We start from the raw sequence: 20,808 nt of genomic DNA, 5'->3' as shown, positions 1-20,808 counted from the left end.
CGTGAACCAGCCAGCCGTATCGCCGACGCTCGACACGTTGTTTCAGCGCACGCTGATGCGGCAGCCGCACGCGACCGCCCTGCTCGACCCGCTCAACAAGGCCCGCGTGACCGGGCATCAGCCGCGCCGGATGACCTATGCGGAGGCCGACACGGCCATCGAGGCGCTATCGGCCTATTTCGTCGAATCCGGCCTGCCGACCAATTCCGTCATCGCCATCCAATTGCCGGCCACGGTCGAGTTCGTGCTCACCGTGCTCGCCGCCCATCGCGCCGGCCTCGTCGTCGCCGTGCTGCCGCTGCTGTGGCGGCATGCGGAGCTGACGGCCGCGCTCAATCGCACCGCGGCGCGCGCCATCGTCACCATGAGCACGGTCGACGGCGTCAGCTATGCCGACCTCGCGATGCATGCGGCGGCCGAAGCCTTCTCGATCCGTCACGTCTGCGGCTTCGGCGACAATCTGCCCGAAGGCATGGCCTCGCTCGACGAGGTGCTGGCCCGCCCGCCGGGCACCACGCGCGCCGTGATCCAGGACGGCCGCAAGGCGGGGATGATCTCGTTCGACGTCACGGCGGAAGGCTTCCGGCCGGTGCCGCGGCCGCATTTCAGCCTGATCGCCGGCGGCCTTGCGATGTCGCTGGAAGCCGACATCAGGCAGGGCGCGACCGTGATGGCGGCGCTTGCGCCGATGTCGTTCGCCGGCCTTGCCTCCTCGCTGGCCGTATGGCTGCTCTCCGGCGGCGCGCTGGCGCTGCATCATCCGTTCGAGAACGAGGTGCTGGAGCGGCAGATCAACGAGCATGAATGCGAGGTGCTGATCGCGCCGGCGCAGCTGGCCCTGCGGCTCGGCGCTTCCGACCTGGCGGCGCGGATGCCGTCCTTGCGCAATGTCGTCGGCCTGTGGCGCGCGCCCGAGCAGGTGGCGGCGAGTGATGCCTGGGATGCGCCGCATGCGCCGCTGACCGACGTCTACCTGTTCGGCGAGGCCGGCCTGTTCGGTGCCCGCCGCGGCGAGGACGGCATGCCGGTGCCTGTCATGCCCGGGCCGCACGGCGCTCCCCGCGAGCAGGCCGGATCGTCCATCGCCGGCGAGATCCTGCTGACGCCGAAGGGCACGCTCGGCCTGCGCGGCGCGATGGTGCCGATCGCGGCCTATGCCCCGCCGCAACCGGTCGGCGACACCCTGACGGCCCAGCCGCCGCGCGACTATGTCGACACCGGCTATGCCGCACGGCTCGACCGCCCGAGCGGCGCCATCTGCATCACCGCGCCGCCCTCCGGCATCATGGCCGTCGGCGGCTATCGCTTCCTCTCCAACGACCTCCAGGAATGGGCCCGCCGGCTCGGCCAGGGCGCCCTGCTCACGGCACTGCCCGATCGGCTGTCCGGCCACAGGCTGGCAGGCCGGGCCCAGGACAACGCCCGCGCCCGCGAGGCGCTCAGCGAGCTCGGGCTTAACCCCCTGATGGTCGAAGCTTTTCGCGACCGCTCCGGCCCGGTCTAGGCGCAGTTTTGCCACCTCCGTTGACGCTGCATTAAGGCGGCCCACCTAGATTGCGCTACCTGTTGCGTGATCAGAGTTGCCGAATGTCCCAGGCGGGCCCGATCCTGTTTGTGTCCAACGTCGAGCGGCCGCCCTTCGTTGCGGCGCTGGACGAGGCCCGGCTGTTTCCCGTGGTCGATATCGACTGGGCCGGCGCAGCACGCGCGGTCGAAGAGGTGCAGCCAGCCGCAATCCTCGCGGTGATGCATGGCGGGCACGAGCCGCACGTGGCGCCGCTCGCAAAGAAGATCGCCGACCAATCGCCGTACCTTCCCTTCGTGGCCGTGGATGCGGCCGGCACGCTGCCACACAATGCCCTGCCCTTCTCGTCGCGCGGCGGCAATCCCGACCGCCTGATCGCGCGGCTTCGCGCCGCGCTGCGCGTGCGGACGCTCCATGCCACCGTGCTGCGCCGGCTGCCTGAAGTGCAGGTCGCTCTGCCGCAGGGCGATCCCGCCCGCGATGCCACCGTGCTCCTGATCGGCCGCGGCGCGGCCTATCCCGCGCTCTCCGTCGCGCTCGGCGAACGGGTCGGCGTGGTCGGGGCGCTTTCGATCGAGGCCGCCGCGAAGCATCTCAACACCCGCGACCTCGACGGCGTCGTGCTCGCCGAAGGTTTTACCGCGCGCGTCACCGACGCCTTTCTCACGGTGCTGGCCGAGGACGCCCGCTTCCGCAGCCTGCCGGTCGTCGTCGCCGCGCATCAGCTGACACAGACCTACGACCTGCCCAATCTCGAGCTGATCCCGGGCGAGCCGGCCAGAGTAGCGGCCAACGCGCTACCGCTGATCCGCCAGCATGCGATGGAGGCTCAAATGAGCCGCACGCTGCGTTCGATCGATGCCGGCGGCTGGCTCGATCCGCGCAGCGGCCTGCTCACGGTCGAAGCATTCGCCCGCGATTTTGCCAAGGCGGTGGAGCACGCACTGACCCGCGGTGGCGGTCTGTCGGTCGCGCGCTTCGCCTTCGAGCCCGGCAATTTCCGCGCCCAGCTCGATGCCGCCCGCATCCTCAGCCGCCTGATGCGGCAGATGGATTTTGGCGCGGCGCAAAAGGACGGCTCGGTCATCATCGTGTTCGCGGAGACCGACTTCCGCACCGCCCACATGATCGCCCGCCGCCTCTCGGCGGTGATGCGCCACACCTCCAACGGCAAGCACGAGATGCGCAGCGAGCCCGTGGTCAGCGTGGACTCGCTGTCGCCATCGGATACGGCAAGGTCGCTGCTGGCCCGGCTGTCGTCGGACGGGACGCGCGCGGCGTCTTGAGGTCTTGTGCCCCGGGCGCGGCGCAGCGCCCTTCGCGGTGCGCTGCAGAACCGGGGCCCATCCTCGCGGCTAGTCCAAGAAAGAACTGGGTCCCGGCTCTGCGCTCCGCTTCGCTGCGCTTGTCCGGGACACGATAATCCCTACGCCGCCTTCTTGCTCTCCGCGAGTTGTGCCAGCTGGCGCATGATCTCCGTGGTGCCGGCGAGGCGCTCCTCCGGCGTCTCCCAATCCTGCAGGAACACCACCTTCATGTCGGGCCGCACCTTGGCGGCCTGGCCGTAGCTGCGGATGAAGGTGACCAGGCGATCGGGATGGGCGAAGGAATTGTCGCGGAAGACGATGACCGCGCCCTTCGGGCCGGCATCGATCTTCCCGACATTGGCCCTGCGGCAGAACGCCTTGATCGCGGCGACCTTGAACAGATAGCGCACCTCGTCCGGCAGCACGCCGAAGCGATCGCGCATCTCGGCGCCGAAGTTTTCGATCTCCTCCTCGGTGTCGAGATCGGCGAGACGCCGGTACAGCGACAGCCGCACCGAGAGATCGCCGACATAATCCTCCGGAATGAGCACGGGCATGCCGATGGTGATCTGGGGCGACCAGCGGTCGGCGGCGGGCTCGGACACGCCGGCCTTGAGGTTGACGATCGCCTCCTCCAGCATCGATTGGTACAGCTCGAAGCCGACCTCCTTGATGTGGCCCGACTGCTCCTCGCCGAGCAGATTGCCGGCGCCGCGGATGTCGAGGTCGTGCGAGGCGAGCTGGAAGCCGGCGCCCAGCGTCTCCAGCGATTGCAGCACGGTCAGCCGGCGCTCGGCCTGTGCGGTGATCTTCTGTTGCGCCGGCAGCGTGAACAGCGCATAGGCGCGCAGCTTGGACCGGCCGACGCGGCCGCGGAGCTGGTAGAGCTGGGCCAGGCCGAACATGTCGGCGCGGTGCACGATCAGCGTGTTGGCGTTGGGAATGTCGAGGCCGGATTCGACGATGGTGGTCGACAGCAGGATGTCGAACTTGCCGTCGTAGAACGCGGTCATTATGTCCTCGATCACGGCGGGCGGCATCTGGCCGTGCGCGACCGCGACCTTCATCTCCGGCACGTTCTTGTCGAGGAAGTCCTTGACCTCGGCAAGGTCGTCGATGCGCGGCACCACGTAGAAGGCCTGGCCCCCGCGGTAGCGCTCGCGCAAGAGCGCCTCGCGGATCATCAAGGGATCGTGCGGGGCGACGAAGGTGCGCACCGCGAGGCGGTCGACCGGGGGCGATGCGATGATCGAGAGTTCGCGAACGCCGGTGAGTGCGAGTTGCAGCGTCCGCGGGATCGGCGTCGCCGACAGCGTCAGCACGTGCACCTCGGCCCGCAGCGCCTTCAGCCGTTCCTTGTGGGTGACGCCGAAATGCTGCTCCTCGTCGACGATGACGAGGCCGAGGTCGCGGAACTTGATGGCCTTGCCGAGCAGCGCATGGGTGCCGACGACGATGTCGACCGAACCGTCGGCGATGCCCTTCTTGACCAGGTTCAGCTCCTTGGTCGCGATCAGGCGTGAGGCCTGGGCCACGTTCACCGGAAAGCCCTTGAAGCGTTCGGTGAAGGTTTTCGCGTGCTGGCGCGCGAGCAGCGTGGTCGGCACCACGACCGCGACCTGCTTGCCCTCGAGCGCCACGGCAAACGCCGCGCGCAACGCCACCTCGGTCTTGCCGAAGCCGACGTCGCCGCAGATCAGCCGGTCCATGGGGCGACCGAGCTCGAGGTCCTTCAGCGTGGATTCGATGGCCCCTAATTGGTCCTCGGTCTCGTCATAGGGGAAGCGTGCGCAGAACTCGTCATAGACGCCCTGCTGCACCGGCAATTTGGGCGCCTCGTGCAGATGGCGCGCGGCGGCGATCTTGATCAACTCGCCCGCGATCTCGCGAATACGGTTCTTCAGCTTGGCCTTGCGGGTCTGCCAGCCCGAGCCGCCGAGCTTGTCCAGCTCGACCGTGGTCTGGTCGGCGCCGTAGCGGGACAGAAGCTCGATGTTCTCGACCGGGAGGAAGAGTTTTGCATCCGCGGCATAATGCAGCTCGAGGCAGTCATGCGGCGCGCCGGCGACGTCCAGCGTCTGCAAGCCGACGAAGCGGCCGATGCCGTGGTCGGCGTGGACAACGATGTCGCCGGCGGTGAGGCTCGTCACCTCCGAAATGAAATTGTCGAGCTTGCGGCTGGCCTTGCGCGGCCGCACCAGGCGGTCGCCGAGGATGTCCTGCTCGCTGATGAGCGCGATCTCGTCGGTCTCGAACCCGCTCTCGAGGCCGAGCACCGCAAGCATGGTCTCGTTGCGCGGGGTCGCCTGCACGGTCCGCCAGGAATTGACGCTGGTGGTGTGGGCCAGCTTGTGGTCCCGCAGCATCGAAGTCATGCGGTCGCGCGAGCCTTCGCTCCAGAGCGCGATGACGACCTTCTTGCGCTGAGCGTGCAGCGCCATGACGTGGCTGACCACGGATTCGAACACGTTGACCGTGCTGTCGTTACGCTCCGGTGCGAAGTCGCGCCCCTTGCGCGCGCCGGCGTCCACGACGCTGGTGCCGTCGGCCGGCACCGAGAATTGCGTCAACCGCACCAGCGGCATGCCGCTCTCGCGCTTGCTCCATTCCTCGCTGGTCAAATAGAGCCGGTCAGGCGGCAGCGGCTTGTAGATCGCGCCGCCGCCGGGATGCTCCATCGCCTCGCGGCGGGCCTCGTAATAGTCCTGGATCTGCTTGAAGCGCTCGCCAATCGCATCCTCGCCCTGCGGCTCGATCGCGATCGGGGCGCCTTGCAGATAGTCGAACAGCGTATCCATCCGGTCCTGGAACAGCGGCAGCCAGTGCTCCATGCCGGGATGGCGTCGGCCCTCGCTGACGGCCTCGTACAGCGCATCGTCGCGCTCGGGCGCGCCGAACTCGGCGACATAGCCCATGCGGAAACGACGGATGGTGTCGGTGACGAGCTGGAATTCGGACACCGGCACAAGGTTGAGCGCGCGCATGTCGAGCAGCGTGCGCTGGGTCTCGGCATCGAAGGTGCGGATCGATTCCAGGCTGTCGCCGAAGAAGTCGAAGCGGACCGGCTGGTCGAGGCCCGCCGGAAACAGATCGAGGATGCCGCCGCGCACGGCATATTCGCCGGGCTCGCGCACGGTCGAGGAGCGGTTGTAGCCATTGTGCTCGAGCCAGGCGACGACACTGTCCATCGGCACGACGTTGCCGGGCGCAACCGAGAGCGCCTGCGCCGCGACGAGCTCGCGCGCGGGCACGCGCTGCACGACGGCATTCACCGTGGTCAGCACGATCAGCGGCTTGTCGCTGCCGGTCAGGGACGCCAGCCGCGCCAGCGTGGTCAGCCGCTGCGCCAGGATGCCGCCATGCGGCGAGACGCGGTCATAGGGCTGGCAGTCCCAGGCCGGGAACGTCAGCACCGGCAGATCGGGCGCAAAGAACTGCAGCGCGCGTTCGAGCTGCTGCATCCGCGCGCCGTCGCGGCAGACCACGGCGAGGCTGACGGCCGGCTTCTTCGGCCGCGCCGCGATGGCGCGCGCCAGATCCGAGACGACGAGGCCCTCGGCGCCTTCCGCGACATTGGCAAGCGTCACCGCGCGGCCGGGCGTAAGCAGCTCGGCCGGCGACTTCAAACCCGGTTTCATAGATCGCCGTCCGTAATCGGGAATGCCTTGATGCGCGCGAAGAGCGCGCCGGCGACCTCGGCCGGCAGCACCCTGTCGCCGGTAATGGCGGCATAGAGATCGGGATCGTTGACCTCGAGCAGCGTCTCGAGCTCAGTCAGCTCGTCGTCCGACAAATTGCCGATCTCGGCGTCCGCGAAGCGCCCGAGGATCAGATCCATCTCGCGGGTGCCGCGGTGCCAGCACCGGAACAAAAGCCGCTTGCGGCGCGTGTCCAGCCCCTCGCTCGATCGTGTCGTTCCCGTCATGTCTCAAATCCAGTCAAACGCAGAAAGCCCGGACGTGCCGGGCCGCCGTGATATAGCCATTGGGACCGGCGATGTCAGCCCTTTGTTACGGCTGGTCGTCCCTCTGATCCGTCATGGCCGGGCCCGTCCCGGCCATGACGGAGCGCGGTGAAGAAAGACGTGGATGCCCGGCACAAAGCCGGGCATGACGGCGAGAAACAATCTTAGATTCCATAGATGCGCCCCAGCCTGCTCAACCCGTTGTTTGCTCCCGTCACCAGCCTGCCCGGCGTCGGTCCGAAGCAGGACAAGCTGCTGCAATATCTGCTCAGCCGGAACGAGACACCGCGCTTGGTCGACCTGCTGCTGCATCTGCCGAGCCAGGTCATCGACCGCCGGGCCCGGCCGAAGATTCGCGACGCGGCCCAGGGAACCATGGTGACGCTGGAGGTCACCGTCGACCGCCACCGCCCGCCCCCGCCGCGCAACGCCCGCGCGCCGTACCTCGTCTACGCCAGCGACGACACCGGCGACGTCGTGCTGACCTTCTTCCGCGCCAAGCCCGGCTATGTCGAAAAGCTCTTGCCGGTCGGCGAGAAGCGTTTCGTCTCCGGCACGCTGCAGATGTATGACGGCATCCCGCAGATCGTGCATCCCGACCGCGTCCTCGACGAGGAGGCGATCTCGAAACTCTCCGGCATCGACCCGGTCTATCCGCTCACCGAAGGCCTCGCGCTCGGCTCGCTCCGCCGTGCCATCGCGCAGGCGCTGCAGAAGCTGCCGGCGCTGCCGGAATGGATCAGCCCCGAGGTGATGCGCCGCTGCAATTTTCCGCCGATCGCCGAAGCGCTCACCCGCGTGCACCAGCCGGTCGAGCTAACGGACATTCTGCCCGACCGGCCATTCTGGTCCCGCCTCGCCTTCGACGAGCTTCTGGCCGGGCAGCTCGCGCTCGGCCTGATCCGGGCCCAGCTTCGTCGCCCCGCCGGCGTGCGCAATGCCGGCGACGGTCATCTGCGCAGCAAGATCATCGACGCCCTGCCCTATGCGTTGACGGTGTCCCAGCGCGACGCGACCGCAGCGATCGCGAATGACCTGCAACAGCCGGTCCGCATGCTCCGCCTGCTCCAGGGCGACGTCGGCTCCGGCAAGACCGTGGTCGCCTTGCTTGCGGCCGCTGCCGTCGCCGAAGTCGGCAAGCAGGCTGCCCTGATGGCCCCGACCGAAATCCTGGCGCGCCAGCACATCAAGACCATCGCGCCGCTCGCCGAGCGCGCCGGCCTGCGCGTCGCGATCCTCACCGGCCGTGAAAAGGGCAAGGAGCGCCGCGAGATCATCACGCAGCTCGCCGCGGGCGAGATTGACCTGCTCGTCGGCACCCACGCACTGATCCAGGACGATGTGATCTTCCACGACCTCGCGCTCGCCATCGTCGACGAGCAGCACCGCTTCGGCGTGCGGGAGCGGCTGGCGCTGACGTCGAAGGGCGAGGCCGTGGACGTGCTGGTGCTCAGCGCCACGCCAATTCCGCGCACGCTGGTGCTGACCTATTTCGGCGACATGGACATCTCCGAGCTGCGCGAGAAGCCGGCCGGCCGCCAGCCGATCGACACCCGCGCCGTCGCCATGAGCCGGCTCAGTGAGGTCATGGACGGCGTCGGCCGCGCGCTCGACGCCGGCAAGCTGGTTTACTGGATCTGCCCGCTGGTCGAGGAATCCGAAGCCGAGGGCACCGAGCATCTCACCAACGCGACCAAGCGTTTCGAAAGCCTGCAGAAGCGCTTCGGCGAGCGCGTCGGCCTGGTCCACGGCCAGATGAAGGGCACGGAGAAGGACCGCGTGATGGGCCAGTTCGCCGCGCACGAGATCGGCCTTCTGGTCGCGACCACCGTGGTCGAGGTCGGCGTCGACGTGCCGGCCGCCACCATCATGGTGATCGAGAATGCCGAACGCTTCGGCCTTGCCCAGCTGCACCAGCTGCGCGGCCGCATCGGGCGCGGCTCGGAAGCCTCGACCTGCATCCTGCTCTACTCGGAGCCGCTCGGCGAAATGTCGAAGGCGCGGCTGAAGGTGATCCGCGAGACCACCGACGGTTTTCGCATTGCAGAGGAGGATCTGAAGCTGCGCGGCGAAGGCGACGTGCTGGGCGTGCGCCAGAGCGGCCTGCCCGGCTACCGTATCGCGCGCTCGGAGGTGCACGGCCAGCTCATCACCCAAGCCAGAGACCAAGCGCTGCGCATCCTCAAGGAGGATCCCAAGCTGAAAGGTGAGCGCGGCGAGGCGCTGCGGTGCCTGCTGTATCTCTACGAACGGGACGAGGCGATCCCGCTGATCGGCGCGGGCTAACCCGATAACTTTGGAACAAAAGTTTCCTGAGCCGGTTCCCGCAAGTTGGATGTTGCTCGCCCCGGCGGGACCGATACCTTGCAGGAATCGGCATTGCGGGATGAGTGTCGCCGAGGGGGTGGATTAGAGGTGCGTGCTCCGGGACGTCGATGGGGCGTTTGGTTCAGGCCGTCGCTACGGACCTGGCCGGTGTCCGCTTATCTGCTGCTGCTCGCACTTGCCACCGCCGTTCCGGTCACCGCGTGCGCGGCCTTCCTCGCCTATCATTTCGTGGCGGAATCCTCGCAGCTCACCCGGGCGGAGTACGAAGACCGTTTGCGCCTCATGCGCAATGCGGCCGATCTGCGCGTTGCAAATATCATCGACGATCTGCAGGTTCTCGCGCTCTCGCCCTCGTTGTCGCAGGAACGGTTCGCGGAATTCAGGGAGCACGCGTTGCAGGCGGTCAAGCTGATCGGCGGCGTGGCGATCGTGCTCTATGCCCCTGATGGTCAGCAGATCGCGAACACACGCCTCGAGCTCGATGCCCCCTTGCCCAAGCGCACCGAATTCGACGTCGAGCGCCGGGCGATCGAGACCGGCCGCCCGCAGGTGTCGGGCCTGCAGCACGCCGTTGTCGACGGTCAGCCGATCGTCACGATCGCCGTGCCGGTGCGCATCCGCGGCGAAATCCGTTACGCGCTCAACATCGGACTGTCGACCCGGTACCTGTCATCGATGATGGACGAATACGTCTCCGCCGGAATGGTGGGCAGCATCGTCGATCCGAACGGACTGCTTCTGGCAAGACGCCCGCTGCTCGATGGCGACGATCTGGTGGGACAGCCGACCATTCCCGCGGTCAGGGCTCATCTCGGGCAGTCATCCGCGTGGTGGATCGAGGCGGTGTCGCGGACAGGCGTTCCCACCTACACCTCGCTGCTGCGATCCAACCAGAGCAGCTGGTCGATCAACCTTGCCGTTCCCCGTGAGGTCATCGACGGTCCGCTGCACCGGACGGTCGAATGGATCGTTGCCCTGACGGCTTTCACGCTCGTGCTCGGATTGGCGCTGGCCCGCCTGATCTCCCGGCGCTTCCTGGCCGAATTCTCGGATCTCGAACGATATGTCGCGGGCCTCCGATCCGGCGCGATCGAGCCGAAGCTCGGCGCGATCAGCGAAGTCAACCGGATGAAGAAGGTGCTCTATCAGGTCGGAAGCGAGCTCGCGGGCGCGCTGAAGCAACAGAAAGCGCTGCTCGACGAGATCAATCACCGGGTCAAGAACACGCTCGGCACCGTGCAGTCGATCGCGCGCCTGTCGCGCGCGAGTTCGAGTGACCTGAACCAGTATGCATCCGCCTTCGAGGGCCGGTTGCTGGCGCTGTCGCAGGCCTACAATCTCCTTACCGAAAACAATTGGGTCGGGGTCAGCCTGGCATCCATCGTCCGGCAGACACTGGCGCCCTACGCCGGTCCCGAACGTTTCGACATCGAGGGCCCCGACCTCCTGCTGCCGCCCAAGCTCACGCTGGCGATCTCCGCCGCGCTGCAGGAGCTCAGCACCAACGCCGCCAAATACGGCGCGTTTTCGGTCCCGTCGGGCAAATTGCAGATTTCCTGGACGGTGGACGAGACCGGCCTCATTCGCTTGTCCTGGACAGAACGCGACGGTCCGCTGGTCCACAAGCCGACGCGCCGCGGCTTCGGAACCAAGATGATCACCGGCATGTTTGCCGGCGAGGCCGGCTGGTCCGTCAATTTGGACTTCAATCCCGGCGGGCTTCGCTGCGTGATGCAGTTCTGGTCACGTGACCAGGTCGACGGCGATGTGACGCTGATGGAAGCAAGCTAGGCTGTGTCCAGCAACACATCGTCATGCCCCGCCGATGGGCGGACTCAGCCCCCTGCCCGCCGTCGCCCAACCTCATAGGCCGCCACATGCGCGCGGGCGAGATCCAGCAGCGGCGTCTCGATGCCGAGCGCACGGGCGCGGTTGGCCATGTCGCCCAGAATATGCTCGGCCTCGGTGATCGAGCCGCGCTCGATGTCGCGCAGCATCGAGGCCTTGAGCGGCGAGTCCAGCGTAGTGAACAGCTTTCGGTCGAACTCGATGAACGGCGCGCGCGGCTCGAAGCCTGATGCCGTCGCCACAGCGCAGCATTCGGCGAACAGGCGGAAGATCGATTGCTCGCCGTTGGGCACGGCCAGGATGTCGCCGATGCTCGCGCGCATCAGGCAGGTGATGCCTGCGAGCGTCGAGAGCTGGACGAACTTCTCCCACATGTCCTGCATGATCGCTTCGCTGGCACGCACGTCGATCCCGGGGACCTGAAGCAGCGCCTCCAGTGCGAGCACACGTTCGCTGAGCGCGCCCTCGATCTCGCCGAACACGATGGTCTGGTTGGCCATGAAGTGGGCGACCCGACCCTCCGCGTCGAGCCCGGCACTGACATTGGCGAGGCCGCCGAGGATACGGCTCGCGCCAAATTTTGCGGTCAGGGCGTCGACATGCTTCAGCCCGTTCAGGATGGGAAGCACCATCGTGCCGGAGCCGACAGCGGGCGCAAACTGGTTCATCGCGTCATCGAGCGAGTAGGCCTTGACGCCGACGAGCACAACGTCGAACGGCTCTCTGAGATCACCGGCGGCAAGCAGCCTGGGCTGCACCGCAAAATCGCCATGCGGACTGACGACCTGCAGTCCGTTTCGACGCAATTGCTCCGCCCGCTTCTCGCGCACCAGAAAGGTCACGTCTCGGCCCGCTCGGACCAGGCAAGCTCCGTAATAGCCGCCAAGCGCGCCCGCGCCGATCACCAGCACTCTCATTCGAACTCCCGTTGCAGACGAACTGCTTTCGCTCAGACAATAGCAGACGAGCTCCGCGAGGTCTCCTCCCCGTCATTGCGAGCGCAGCGAAGCAATCCAGAATCTTTCCACAGCGGCAGTCTGGATTGCTTCGCTACGCTCGCAATGACGTAGATGGAGCAGTTGCAGCAACGGCCCCTTCCGCCGCGGCCGCTTTCGTGAAACCTTCCCGCCATGCGCCGGATCATCGTCGTTGGCTCCCAGGGAAGCGGAAAGACGAGCCTCGCCCTCAATCTCGGGCAGAAGCTCGGTCTGCCGGTGGTGCACCTCGACGTGCTCTATTGGCGGCCGGGCTGGACGCCGTCCGATAAGCCCAGCTTTCGCGCGCGCGTCGCTGAGGCGATCGCGGGCGAGGCATGGGTCGTCGACGGCAGCTTCTCGGGGCTCGCCTTCGATCTCACGATCGCGCGCGCCGACATCCTCGTCGTCATCGATCGTCCGCGCTGGGTCTGCCAGTGGCGCATCCTCTGGCGCTCGGCCTTCGATCGCGACACGCGCCGGCCCGATCTGCCCGAGGGATGTCCGGAACAGTTCGACTGGAAACTGATGAAGGAAGCCTGGCGCTACGACACCGAGCGCGTGCCCGTCATCGAGGCAGAGCGCTTTCAATACGGCCCCGATGTCCCGGTCGTGCGGCTGCGACGTGACCGGGACATTCAGGGCTTTCTGGAGCAGGTTTCGGTGAACGGCGAGTGAGGCCAGGCGATCAGGATTTGGTCCGCGCGATCCCCGCGGCGAAGGCCTTCATAAGGTCGGCGTCCACCGCCTCGCCGTTCGCATCCTCGGCGAGATGCTCGAACCAGCGGGCAAAGCCCTCGTAGATCTGGCTGGCGGGATGATCGGAGCCGAGGAATCCGGAAATCTCCCGCATCTCCGCGACCCAGCGATAGGCCTTCGGGATCATGTCCGGCAGTGCGACCTCGAGCCGCGCCAGCACCGCGGGCTGGCTCAGCGCGAGCTCGTCGCGCAGCGCATCCGCCGCGCCCGCTTTCGTCGCCGCAATCACCATGGCCGAACCGATGCCGGCGAGACCCTTGACGATGCCGGCGTAGGACATCTTCAGAGCGGAGGCCGCGCCGACCGGACCTTCGACGATGCGCACGTCGAGACCGAACTCTTTCAGCACCACGAGATCCCTGGCGTGCTCGCCCGACATGTAGAAGGCCGGGCTCTTGGCTCCCGGCTGCGGCGGGAAGCCGATGATGCCGCCATCGACGAACGGGGCCTGCGCCGAGCCGATGATCTCCTCGATTCTCTGCACCGTATCGACATTGACGGCGTTGCAATCGACCACGATCGGCTTCTTCTCGCGCCTGACGATCAGCGCGGCCAGCCGTTCGGCCAGTGCGACGGCCTCGCCCGGCGGCACGATCGAAAGGATGATGTCGGCGGCTGCGATCGCATCGTCGTCGGCGCCGATCATGCCGGCGTCCGCGGCGCGCTTGCGCGTTGCTTCGCTCCGCCCCGTCAGGGACGTCAGCACGCGCGCGCCGTGTTCGCTGAGGCGGCGGGCGACGGCGCTGCCCATGGCGCCGGGCGCGAGGATCGCAATGGTCTTGGACATCGTGCACTCCAGGTCGAAATCCCAGCAAGAGGCTCGGATCACCGGAGACTAGCAGAGGATGCAGGCGCGCGCGCCACCAGCGCCATCCCGCGAGGGAATGGCCCTACTCCACCTTCGCAGGCTCAGGCTGAAGCGTCGAGGCATTGGCGATGCGCGCGGCATTCGCCATTCCCGCGAGCGCCGCGGCCTTCTTCGGATCGGGCGCCGAGCCGGGCTGCACGACGCCGGCCGACATGATCAGCGTCGCCGCATCCTCGGCCGTGAGATCGACCTCGATGATCTTGCTCTTCGGGACATAAAAGAAGAAGCCGGTGGTCGGGTTCGGCGAGCACGGCAGAAACACCGACACGTGCTCCTCCTGTCCCGGCAGGCTGCGCGAGATGTCCTCGTTCGGCGATTGCGAGATCAGCACGATCGACCACATGCCGGGCGAGGGAAACTCGACCAGGCCGACTTTGCGAAAGCTCGAGCCCTTGCCCGAGAACAACGTCTCGAACACCTGCTTGAGGCCGCGATAAATGGCGCGCACCGCCGGGATCCGGCCGAGGAAGGTCTCGCCGACATCGACCAGCGTGCGACCGATCAGGTTGGCCGCGAGGAAGCCGACCAGCGTCAGCGTGAAGAACGCGACCACCAGTCCCCAGCCGGGAATGACGTACGGCAGGTAGGTTTCCGGCCGGTAGGCCAGCGGCACGAACGGGCGCACCACGCCGTCGACCCAGGTGACGAACCACCAGACCAGATACAGCGTGATTGCGATCGGCCCCGTGACAACGAGGCCGGTCAGGAAATAATTGCGGAAGCGGCCCATCACGCCGGTATGCGGTTCCGGGACGGGATCGAGAGGCAGAGGCGCGTCGTCGCGGGGGGTCATTCGGGTTCCAAGTCGGTCGCAGCACACAAGCTAGGGTCTTCTAGCAGGTTTTGGAAGACCGCGACCGACCGATATCCCTCTTGCCTATTCCACGGTCACCGATTTCGCGAGATTGCGCGGCTGGTCGACGTCGGTGCCCATCACCACCGCCGTGTGATAGGCGAGCAGTTGCACCGGAACGGCGTAGACCATCGGTGTGAAGGCCGCGGCCATGTCGGGCATGACGATGGTGACGAGCGAATCCACCGTCGCCTCCGCCGCGCCCTTGGCGTCGGTCATCAGGATGATGTTGCCGCCGCGCGCGGCGACCTCCTGCATGTTCGAGACGGTCTTCTCGAACACGCGGTCGTAAGGCGCGATCACGACGACCGGCATGGTCTCGTCGATCAGCGCGATCGGCCCATGCTTGAGCTCACCGGCGGCATAGCCCTCGGCGTGGATGTAGGAGATTTCCTTCAGCTTCAGCGCGCCTTCGAGCGCGAGCGGAAAGCTGGTGCCGCGGCCGAGATAGAGCACGTCGCTCGACTTGGCGATGCGGTGCGCGAGCTTCTCGATCTGCAACTCGGTGGTGAGGGCATCCGCCATCAGGCGCGGCACCTCGACTAGGCCGTGGACCAGCTTGGTCTCGTCCTCGTCGGACAGTACGCCGCGTGCCTTGCCGGCCGCAATCGCAAGGTTGGCCAGCACCATGAGCTGGCAGGTGAAGGCCTTGGTCGAGGCGACGCCGATCTCGGGTCCGGCGAGCGTCTGCAAGACGGTCTCGCTCTCGCGCGCGATGGTCGAGGTCGGCACGTTGACGACGGCGACCGTGTGGACGCCCTCGGCCTTGGCATAGCGCAGCGCCGCCAAAGTATCGGCGGTCTCGCCCGACTGCGAGATGAAGATGGCGAGATCGCCCTTGCGCAGCGGCGCTTCCCGATAACGGAATTCGGAGGCGACATCGACCTCGACCGGCAGACGCGCAAAGCGCTCGAACCAGTATTTGGCGACGAAGCCCGCGTAGCTCGCGGTACCGCAGGCCGTGATGTTGATGCGCTGGATGGTCTTGAAATCGAACGGAAGCTTGACCGGCAACGAGACCCGCTCGGTCGCCATGTCGACATAGCGCGCCAGGGTGTGGCCGACCACTTCCGGCTGCTCGTGGATCTCCTTCGCCATGAAGTGGCGATAGTTCGCCTTGTCGACTAGGGAGGTCGAGGCGGCGTGCTTGACCTTGTCGCGATGGACGGCGTTGCCGTCCTTGTCGAAGATGTCCGCGCTCTTGCGGGTCAGCACGACCCAGTCGCCGTCCTCGAGATAGCTGATCGTGTCGGTGAACGGGCCGAGCGCAATGGCGTCGGAGCCGAGATACATCTCGCCGTCGCCATAGCCGATCGCCAGCGGCGGGCCGTTGCGGGCGCCGATCATGAGATCGTCTTCGCCGGCGAAGATGAAGCCGAGCGCGAAAGCGCCGCGCAGGCGCGTCAGCGCCAGCTTGACGGCTTCGACCGGCTTGTTGCCGCGCGTCAGGAGATCGTCGACGAGGTGCAGCACGATCTCGGTGTCGGTCTCGGTGTGGAACACCGTGCCCTTCTTCTCGAGCTCCTCGCGCAGCTCGCGGAAATTTTCGATGATGCCGTTGTGGACCACGGCGACGCGTTCGGTGGCGTGCGGATGGGCGTTGTTGACGGTCGGCTTGCCGTGCGTGGCCCAGCGGGTGTGACCGATGCCGGTCGTGCCCTTCAGCGGCTCGGCTTCCAGCCGCCTTTCCAGGTTCTTCAGCTTGCCCTCGGCGCGGCGGCGCTCGAGATGCTTGCCTTCGAGCGTGGCGACGCCCGCCGAGTCGTAACCGCGATATTCAAGACGTTTGAGCGAATCCACCAGCTGCTCTGCAACCGGTTCGCGCCCGAGAATGCCGACAATCCCGCACATGCGGATCACTATCCCCCAAATCGTCGAAAAATCGCCTAAACGACGCGCCCGGTTTTTAGCGAAGTTACTAAGGAACCAGAAACTCAATAATTATTGCTGATTGAGACAGCGCCCGTCGCACCAGATCTGCCCTGCGTCGAATTGGCCGGCCTTAGACCGCGCGCGTTAACTCGTTGTCAATATGTTTGGCCAACGATTCCCCTACAGGAGAGCAAAGCCATGAAAGGCTCGTCCGACCGCAAAGGTCTGTCATCCATGTACGTGCGCGCCAACGAGACCTCGGGCACGCACCTTGCGCATTGGCCGCCGCCCCAGCGCGGCAAGGAAAACAAGCCGGTCTTCGTCAAGCATCCGGAAGGCGAGCCGGTCAAGCGCGCCAAGCCGCGCGGCTGGCGTCTGACCCGCGCGATCTTCTCCGAATTCGCCGACGACGAATAGCTGAGCCCTACCACCCCAGAACCAGCGCGAACGCGAGGAAAACGACAAACGCCCAGAACGCAAGTCCGGTGACCAGCGAGGCGATTTCGCTTGGGCGGGGGTCACCGACCTGTTCCAGCACCCATCGTCCCGGCGGCATGACGACGCGCTTGACGAGGAACGAGATCGCATCGTCGATATCGTCGTCCATCCGCGCGACGCCCCAGCAACATCGATCAGGGAGCGGCGAACAGCCGCTTACTTCCCCGGCTTCTTTTCCAGATTCTTGCCGCCCGTCTTCATCTCGCGATAGCGCGCCGCGCCGCCTTCCCGAATGGTCTGCTGGTTGCGCTCCAGCGCCATGGCATCATCGGGCACGTCACGCGTGATCACCGAGCCCGAGCCGATATAGGCCCCATTGCCGATCTTCACCGGGGCGACCAGCGAGGAATTGGTGCCGACGAAGGCGCCCTGCCCGATCACCGTCTTGTGCTTCTTGAAGCCGTCGTAGTTGCAGGTGATGGTGCCGGCGCCGATGTTGGAATTGGCGCCGACCGTGGCATCGCCGATGTAGGAGAGATGATTGACCTTGACGCCGGCCTCCAGCGTCGCGGCCTTGGTCTCCACGAAATTGCCGATGCGCGCACCATCGCCGAGCGAGGTGCCGGGCCGAAGCCGCGCATAGGGGCCGATCGACACCTTCTTGCCAAGCGTGGTCTCGACGATATGCGAGAAGGAATGGATCACGGCGCCGTCGGCGATCGACACGCCCGGGCCGATTACCACAAACGGCTCGATGGTGACGTCCTTGCCGAACACGGTGTCGGCGGACAGAAAAACGGTCTCGGGCGCGATCAGCGTGACGCCGGCTTCCATCGCCGCCTTGCGCAGGCGCGCCTGCATCACGGCCTCGGCTTCAGCGAGCTGCGCCTTGGTGTTGATGCCGCGCACCTCGTCCTCGCTGGTCTCGATCACCACGGACTCCCATCCCTGCTTGCGGACGATCTCGACCGCGTCCGTCAGATAATATTCGTGCTTGGAATTGCCATTGCCGATCTGCCCGAGGATTTCGAGCGCCCGGTGCCCGTCGATCGCCATCACGCCGGCATTGCAGAGGTCGATCTTGCGCTCTTCCGGGCTGGCATCGGCCTGCTCGCGGATCGCGACCAGGCGTTCGCCCTCGACGATGAAGCGGCCATAGCCGGTGGGATCGGCGGCGCGAAAACCGAGCGCGGCGATGGCGGCGCCTTTTGCTAGCGGCGCGCGCAGCCGTGCAAAGGTCTCAGCCGAGATCAACGGCGTGTCGCCGAAGGCGACGAGAAGATCATCGACGCCCCGCGCGATCGCCTCGCGCGCCGCCAGCACCGCATGTGCGGTACCGAGCCGCTCGGCCTGCACGAAGGTGAGAGCATCGGGGCGGATGCGCCTGGCCTCGTCCGCGACCGCCTGATGGTCGGGACCGACCACCACCGCGAGCGAGGTGCCGGTTCCCTTTGGGGCCGCGGCGAGCACATGGGCGAGCAGCGTCTGCTGAGCCACCGGGTGCAGCACTTTCGGCAGGCTCGATCGCATGCGCGTGCCTTCGCCGGCGGCGAGCACGATGGTGAGGCTGGAACGGGCGGTCATCGAAATCCTGTCAGATACGGCCGAATCAAATGGCGCAGCAGGCGGCGGGCCGCCCTCAAAAGCTCTCGCCTTGCTACCCCCGCAAACGCCCGGAATTCAAGTGCGACGGGGTTTTCCTGTTAATGTTCCTTGATTGATTCGGGGAAGCTTCGGGGCTGGGCACTAAACGTTCATGGCAAAGGATTCCGACCCACTGGCGGATGCCTTCGGCACCAAGGAGACCGGCGGGCTGTTCTCCGGACTTTTGGCCGAGGAAAGCGCGCTCGACCGCCGCTTGATGTGGCGGCTGGGCTCGTGGGGCGTGGCGGCCGTCGGCGCCGTGACGATCGCGGTAATGGCCAACCAGGCCCAGCTCGGCTGGCGGCGTGACCAGGTCGCCTCCGCCGATCTCGCGCGCCAGGCAGACCGTCTTCAACTGCTGACCAAGGACAGCCAGAACGAGGCACGCCGGCTCGCCGCCGCCATCGAGACGCTGAACGGCGATCGCGACCGGCTCTATTCGCGCGTCACAGTGCTGGAGCAAGGGCTCGATTCCGTCACCGGCACCATCGCCAAGCAGACCGCCTCGCCGCCGCAGGCCGGCAAGCCGCAGGACGCCGCGCCCGCAGTCCCCACCGTTGCGCCGGTCGCCTCGACGCCCACCGCCGACAAGCCGCGCACCGAGGCTGCGAAGGACGCGCCCAAGGAAGCGTCAAAGGAAACGTCCAAAGAAACGTCCAAGGATACGTCAAAGGAAGCATCCAGGGACGTGCCGAAGGAAGCCGCGAAGGAGCCGGCGAGCCAGCCGTCGCAGACCGCTGCCGCCGCCTCCCTCGTGCAACAGTCGACGGCGATGAATTCGTCGTTGCCGACCATTCCGCTGGTGCCGTCCAAGTCGATCATGGCGCCGCCCGATCCGGCCGCATCGAAATTGGTACAGCCCGAGGCGAACGAGAAGGCCGCCGACAAGAAGGCGGAGCCTGCGCCCGCTCCGGCCGAAGCCGTCATGGCAGCCACCAAGCCGGCGGAAGCAACCGAGAGTGAAACCCCTGCGATCGCGGTTCAGCAGACGCGCTTTGCGATCGACCTCGGCGGCGCCAATTCGGTCGACGGCCTGCGCGCGCTCTGGCGCGGCGTCACCAAATCCAATCCGGAAGTCGCGGCGCTGCGACCGATCATCATGATCAAGGAAGGCACCACCGGGCTCGGCATGCAGCTTCGCCTCGGCGCCGGCCCGCTGGTCAATGCCGCCGCTGCCGCAAAATTCTGCGCGACCCTCGCCGAGAACGATCGTCACTGCGAGACCACGGTGTTCGACGGCCAGCGCCTGTCGATGCGCAGCGGGCAGGAAAAGGGACAGGAGAAGTCCCAAGACCGAATTCAGGACAAGAACTCCGAGAAGAACCAGGAGGCGGCTCCGCAAGCCGAGACCGCGCCCGTCGCAAAGCCCGAGAAGCCGGACAAGCGCCGCCGCGGTTATTCCTCGAAGCGCTCGTCGAGGCGCGAGGAGCCTGCGCCGGCGCCCGCGGCACAGCCGGCACCCGCCAAGCCGGAGACCGCCTCGGCGGCATCGACCCTGACGTCCTTCTTCAGGCGATAGGACGCCGCCATCCCCGACGAAAGCCGCTTGCATGCGGCGATCGGACGCTGCGACCTGCGCTGCACTTTTGCAGCGGGTCTGCGTTCTCAGACGGCGCGCTCCAGGCAGCGCGCCTCTCCGAACCCCGCGGAATCCGATGCACGAACTTGATGATGTCTTGAGGCTGCTCGTCGCGGCGGGCACAGGCCTGCTGATCGGTATCGATCGCGACATGAACAACAAGCCGGTGGGCATGCGGACCCTCGCCCTGGTCGCGCTCGGCTCCGCGTTGGTGTCGATCTCCGTGATCGAGTTCCAGAATCTGCGCGATCATCCGGATGCGATCTCGCGGGTCATCCAGGGCGTCGTGGCCGGCGTGCTGACGGGCGTCGGCTTCATCGGCGCCGGCGTGATCCTGCATGACAGCAAGGCGAAGACGGTGCATGGCCTCACGACGGCAGCGACCGTCTGGATCGCGGCGGGCCTTGGAATTGCGTGTGCGCTCGGCGCCTGGCTGCTCGTCGGCGCTGCGATCGCCGTCACCCTGCTCGTGCTGTTCGTTCTCGGCTGGGTCGAACGTCGTCTGGGATTGAAATAGCCGCGCCGGCCTTAGGCGTGTCCGCCTGCCGTACCAAATGATACGGAAGAGGTCCGCTCGAGCAGGCAGTATCCGCGACGGATTTGATTCGGAGCGGCGATGACGGACGCGAATTTTCTGCGGGAGCAACTCGCGTTGATCCGCGAATTGGCAGACCAGGCGGATCCCCATATCAGGAAGCGGCTGCTGGGCCTCGCCGAACGATACGAGCGCCGGCTGGCAGAACAGAACCGGCAGGCGCCATCACACCCCCGGGGTTAATCGCTCACGGGCCGCACAAAAACTTGCCCCGCGCCTGTTGCCCCGTTCCGCCATCCCGACCATATTGCCGC

General features: G+C 66.6%; 17 protein-coding genes. 9 read left to right on the top strand and 8 right to left on the bottom strand.

Going from position 1 to position 20,808, the window contains the following annotated elements; genetic code table 11:
• The first annotated feature begins 1 nt into the window (after position 1).
• Together QRQ56_RS06240 and QRQ56_RS06235 are read left to right on the top strand one after the other, a co-directional pair.
• A complete protein-coding gene (locus QRQ56_RS06240; RefSeq protein ID WP_438738398.1) occupies positions 2–1,504 on the top strand; it encodes an AMP-binding protein in 1,503 nt (500 codons plus the stop codon).
• Between the two features lie 83 nt (positions 1,505–1,587).
• On the top strand, positions 1,588–2,811 hold the full coding sequence (locus QRQ56_RS06235) for a GGDEF domain-containing protein (RefSeq protein ID WP_438738396.1): 1,224 nt from the start codon (positions 1,588–1,590) through the stop codon (positions 2,809–2,811).
• A 140-nt stretch (positions 2,812–2,951) separates the two neighbouring features.
• On the opposite strand, the gene mfd is transcribed toward QRQ56_RS06235, so the two are convergent.
• Both mfd and QRQ56_RS06225 read right to left on the bottom strand, forming a co-directional pair.
• A complete protein-coding gene (gene mfd / locus QRQ56_RS06230; protein WP_438738394.1) occupies positions 2,952–6,470 on the bottom strand; it encodes a transcription-repair coupling factor in 3,519 nt (1,172 codons plus the stop codon).
• Positions 6,467–6,757 carry a succinate dehydrogenase assembly factor 2 gene (locus QRQ56_RS06225; protein WP_438738392.1) on the bottom strand — a complete coding sequence of 97 codons (291 nt, stop codon included), beginning with the start codon at positions 6,755–6,757 and terminating at the stop codon, positions 6,467–6,469. The genes mfd and QRQ56_RS06225 overlap by 4 nt, the downstream gene beginning before the upstream one ends.
• Before the next feature lie 216 nt (positions 6,758–6,973).
• Here QRQ56_RS06225 and recG point away from each other — a divergent pair, with 216 nt between their 5' ends.
• Positions 6,974–9,082, top strand: a complete 2,109-nt coding sequence (gene recG / locus QRQ56_RS06220) for an ATP-dependent DNA helicase RecG (RefSeq protein WP_438738390.1) — start codon at positions 6,974–6,976, stop codon at positions 9,080–9,082.
• A gap of 189 nt (positions 9,083–9,271) precedes the next feature.
• Complete coding sequence (locus QRQ56_RS06215) at positions 9,272–10,915, top strand: sensor histidine kinase (protein ID WP_438738388.1); 1,644 nt, start codon at positions 9,272–9,274, stop codon at positions 10,913–10,915.
• 44 nt (positions 10,916–10,959) lie between these two features.
• Here QRQ56_RS06215 and panE read toward each other — a convergent pair whose 3' ends face one another.
• Entirely contained in the window at positions 10,960–11,889 is a 930-nt protein-coding gene (gene panE, locus QRQ56_RS06210) for a 2-dehydropantoate 2-reductase (RefSeq protein WP_438738386.1), read from the bottom strand.
• A gap of 213 nt (positions 11,890–12,102) precedes the next feature.
• On the opposite strand from panE, the gene QRQ56_RS06205 reads away from it, so the two are divergent.
• Positions 12,103–12,624 (top strand): AAA family ATPase, encoded by a 522-nt coding sequence (locus QRQ56_RS06205; RefSeq protein ID WP_438738384.1) that lies wholly within the window; start codon positions 12,103–12,105, stop codon positions 12,622–12,624.
• A 10-nt stretch (positions 12,625–12,634) separates the two neighbouring features.
• Here the strand turns inward: QRQ56_RS06205 and QRQ56_RS06200 are convergent, their stop codons facing one another.
• From QRQ56_RS06200 to glmS, 3 genes are all read right to left on the bottom strand, one after another.
• A complete protein-coding gene (locus QRQ56_RS06200; protein WP_438738382.1) occupies positions 12,635–13,492 on the bottom strand; it encodes a DUF1932 domain-containing protein in 858 nt (285 codons plus the stop codon).
• A gap of 103 nt (positions 13,493–13,595) precedes the next feature.
• A complete protein-coding gene (locus tag QRQ56_RS06195) occupies positions 13,596–14,366 on the bottom strand; it encodes a DUF502 domain-containing protein (protein WP_438738380.1) in 771 nt (256 codons plus the stop codon).
• A gap of 84 nt (positions 14,367–14,450) precedes the next feature.
• Entirely contained in the window at positions 14,451–16,277 is a 1,827-nt protein-coding gene (glmS, locus tag QRQ56_RS06190; protein ID WP_438738378.1) for a glutamine--fructose-6-phosphate transaminase (isomerizing), read from the bottom strand.
• Between the two features lie 219 nt (positions 16,278–16,496).
• Between glmS and QRQ56_RS06185 the strand changes: the two genes are divergently transcribed.
• Positions 16,497–16,715 (top strand): hypothetical protein, encoded by a 219-nt coding sequence (locus tag QRQ56_RS06185; protein WP_438738376.1) that lies wholly within the window; start codon positions 16,497–16,499, stop codon positions 16,713–16,715.
• A 7-nt stretch (positions 16,716–16,722) separates the two neighbouring features.
• Here QRQ56_RS06185 and QRQ56_RS06180 read toward each other — a convergent pair whose 3' ends face one another.
• Positions 16,723–16,905, bottom strand: a complete 183-nt coding sequence (locus QRQ56_RS06180) for a hypothetical protein (protein WP_438738375.1) — start codon at positions 16,903–16,905, stop codon at positions 16,723–16,725.
• 47 nt (positions 16,906–16,952) lie between these two features.
• A complete protein-coding gene (gene glmU / locus QRQ56_RS06175; RefSeq protein ID WP_438738374.1) occupies positions 16,953–18,320 on the bottom strand; it encodes a bifunctional UDP-N-acetylglucosamine diphosphorylase/glucosamine-1-phosphate N-acetyltransferase GlmU in 1,368 nt (455 codons plus the stop codon).
• Between the two features lie 172 nt (positions 18,321–18,492).
• On the opposite strand from glmU, the gene QRQ56_RS06170 reads away from it, so the two are divergent.
• The 3 genes from QRQ56_RS06170 to QRQ56_RS06160 all read left to right on the top strand — a co-directional run bounded on the left by QRQ56_RS06170 (position 18,493) and on the right by QRQ56_RS06160 (position 20,737).
• Entirely contained in the window at positions 18,493–19,899 is a 1,407-nt protein-coding gene (locus QRQ56_RS06170) for a hypothetical protein (protein WP_438738372.1), read from the top strand.
• A gap of 136 nt (positions 19,900–20,035) precedes the next feature.
• Complete coding sequence (locus tag QRQ56_RS06165; protein ID WP_438738370.1) at positions 20,036–20,476, top strand: MgtC/SapB family protein; 441 nt, start codon at positions 20,036–20,038, stop codon at positions 20,474–20,476.
• Between the two features lie 99 nt (positions 20,477–20,575).
• Positions 20,576–20,737 (top strand): hypothetical protein, encoded by a 162-nt coding sequence (locus tag QRQ56_RS06160; RefSeq protein ID WP_438738368.1) that lies wholly within the window; start codon positions 20,576–20,578, stop codon positions 20,735–20,737.
• The last annotated feature ends 71 nt before the right edge of the window (positions 20,738–20,808 follow it).

It is taken from the genome of Bradyrhizobium sp. U531 (genome assembly GCF_051710265.1).
Taxonomy (GTDB): domain Bacteria; phylum Pseudomonadota; class Alphaproteobacteria; order Rhizobiales; family Xanthobacteraceae; genus Bradyrhizobium.
The sequence above is the reverse complement of the archived record's forward strand: the minus strand, read 5'-3'. Positions and strand labels throughout refer to the sequence as shown.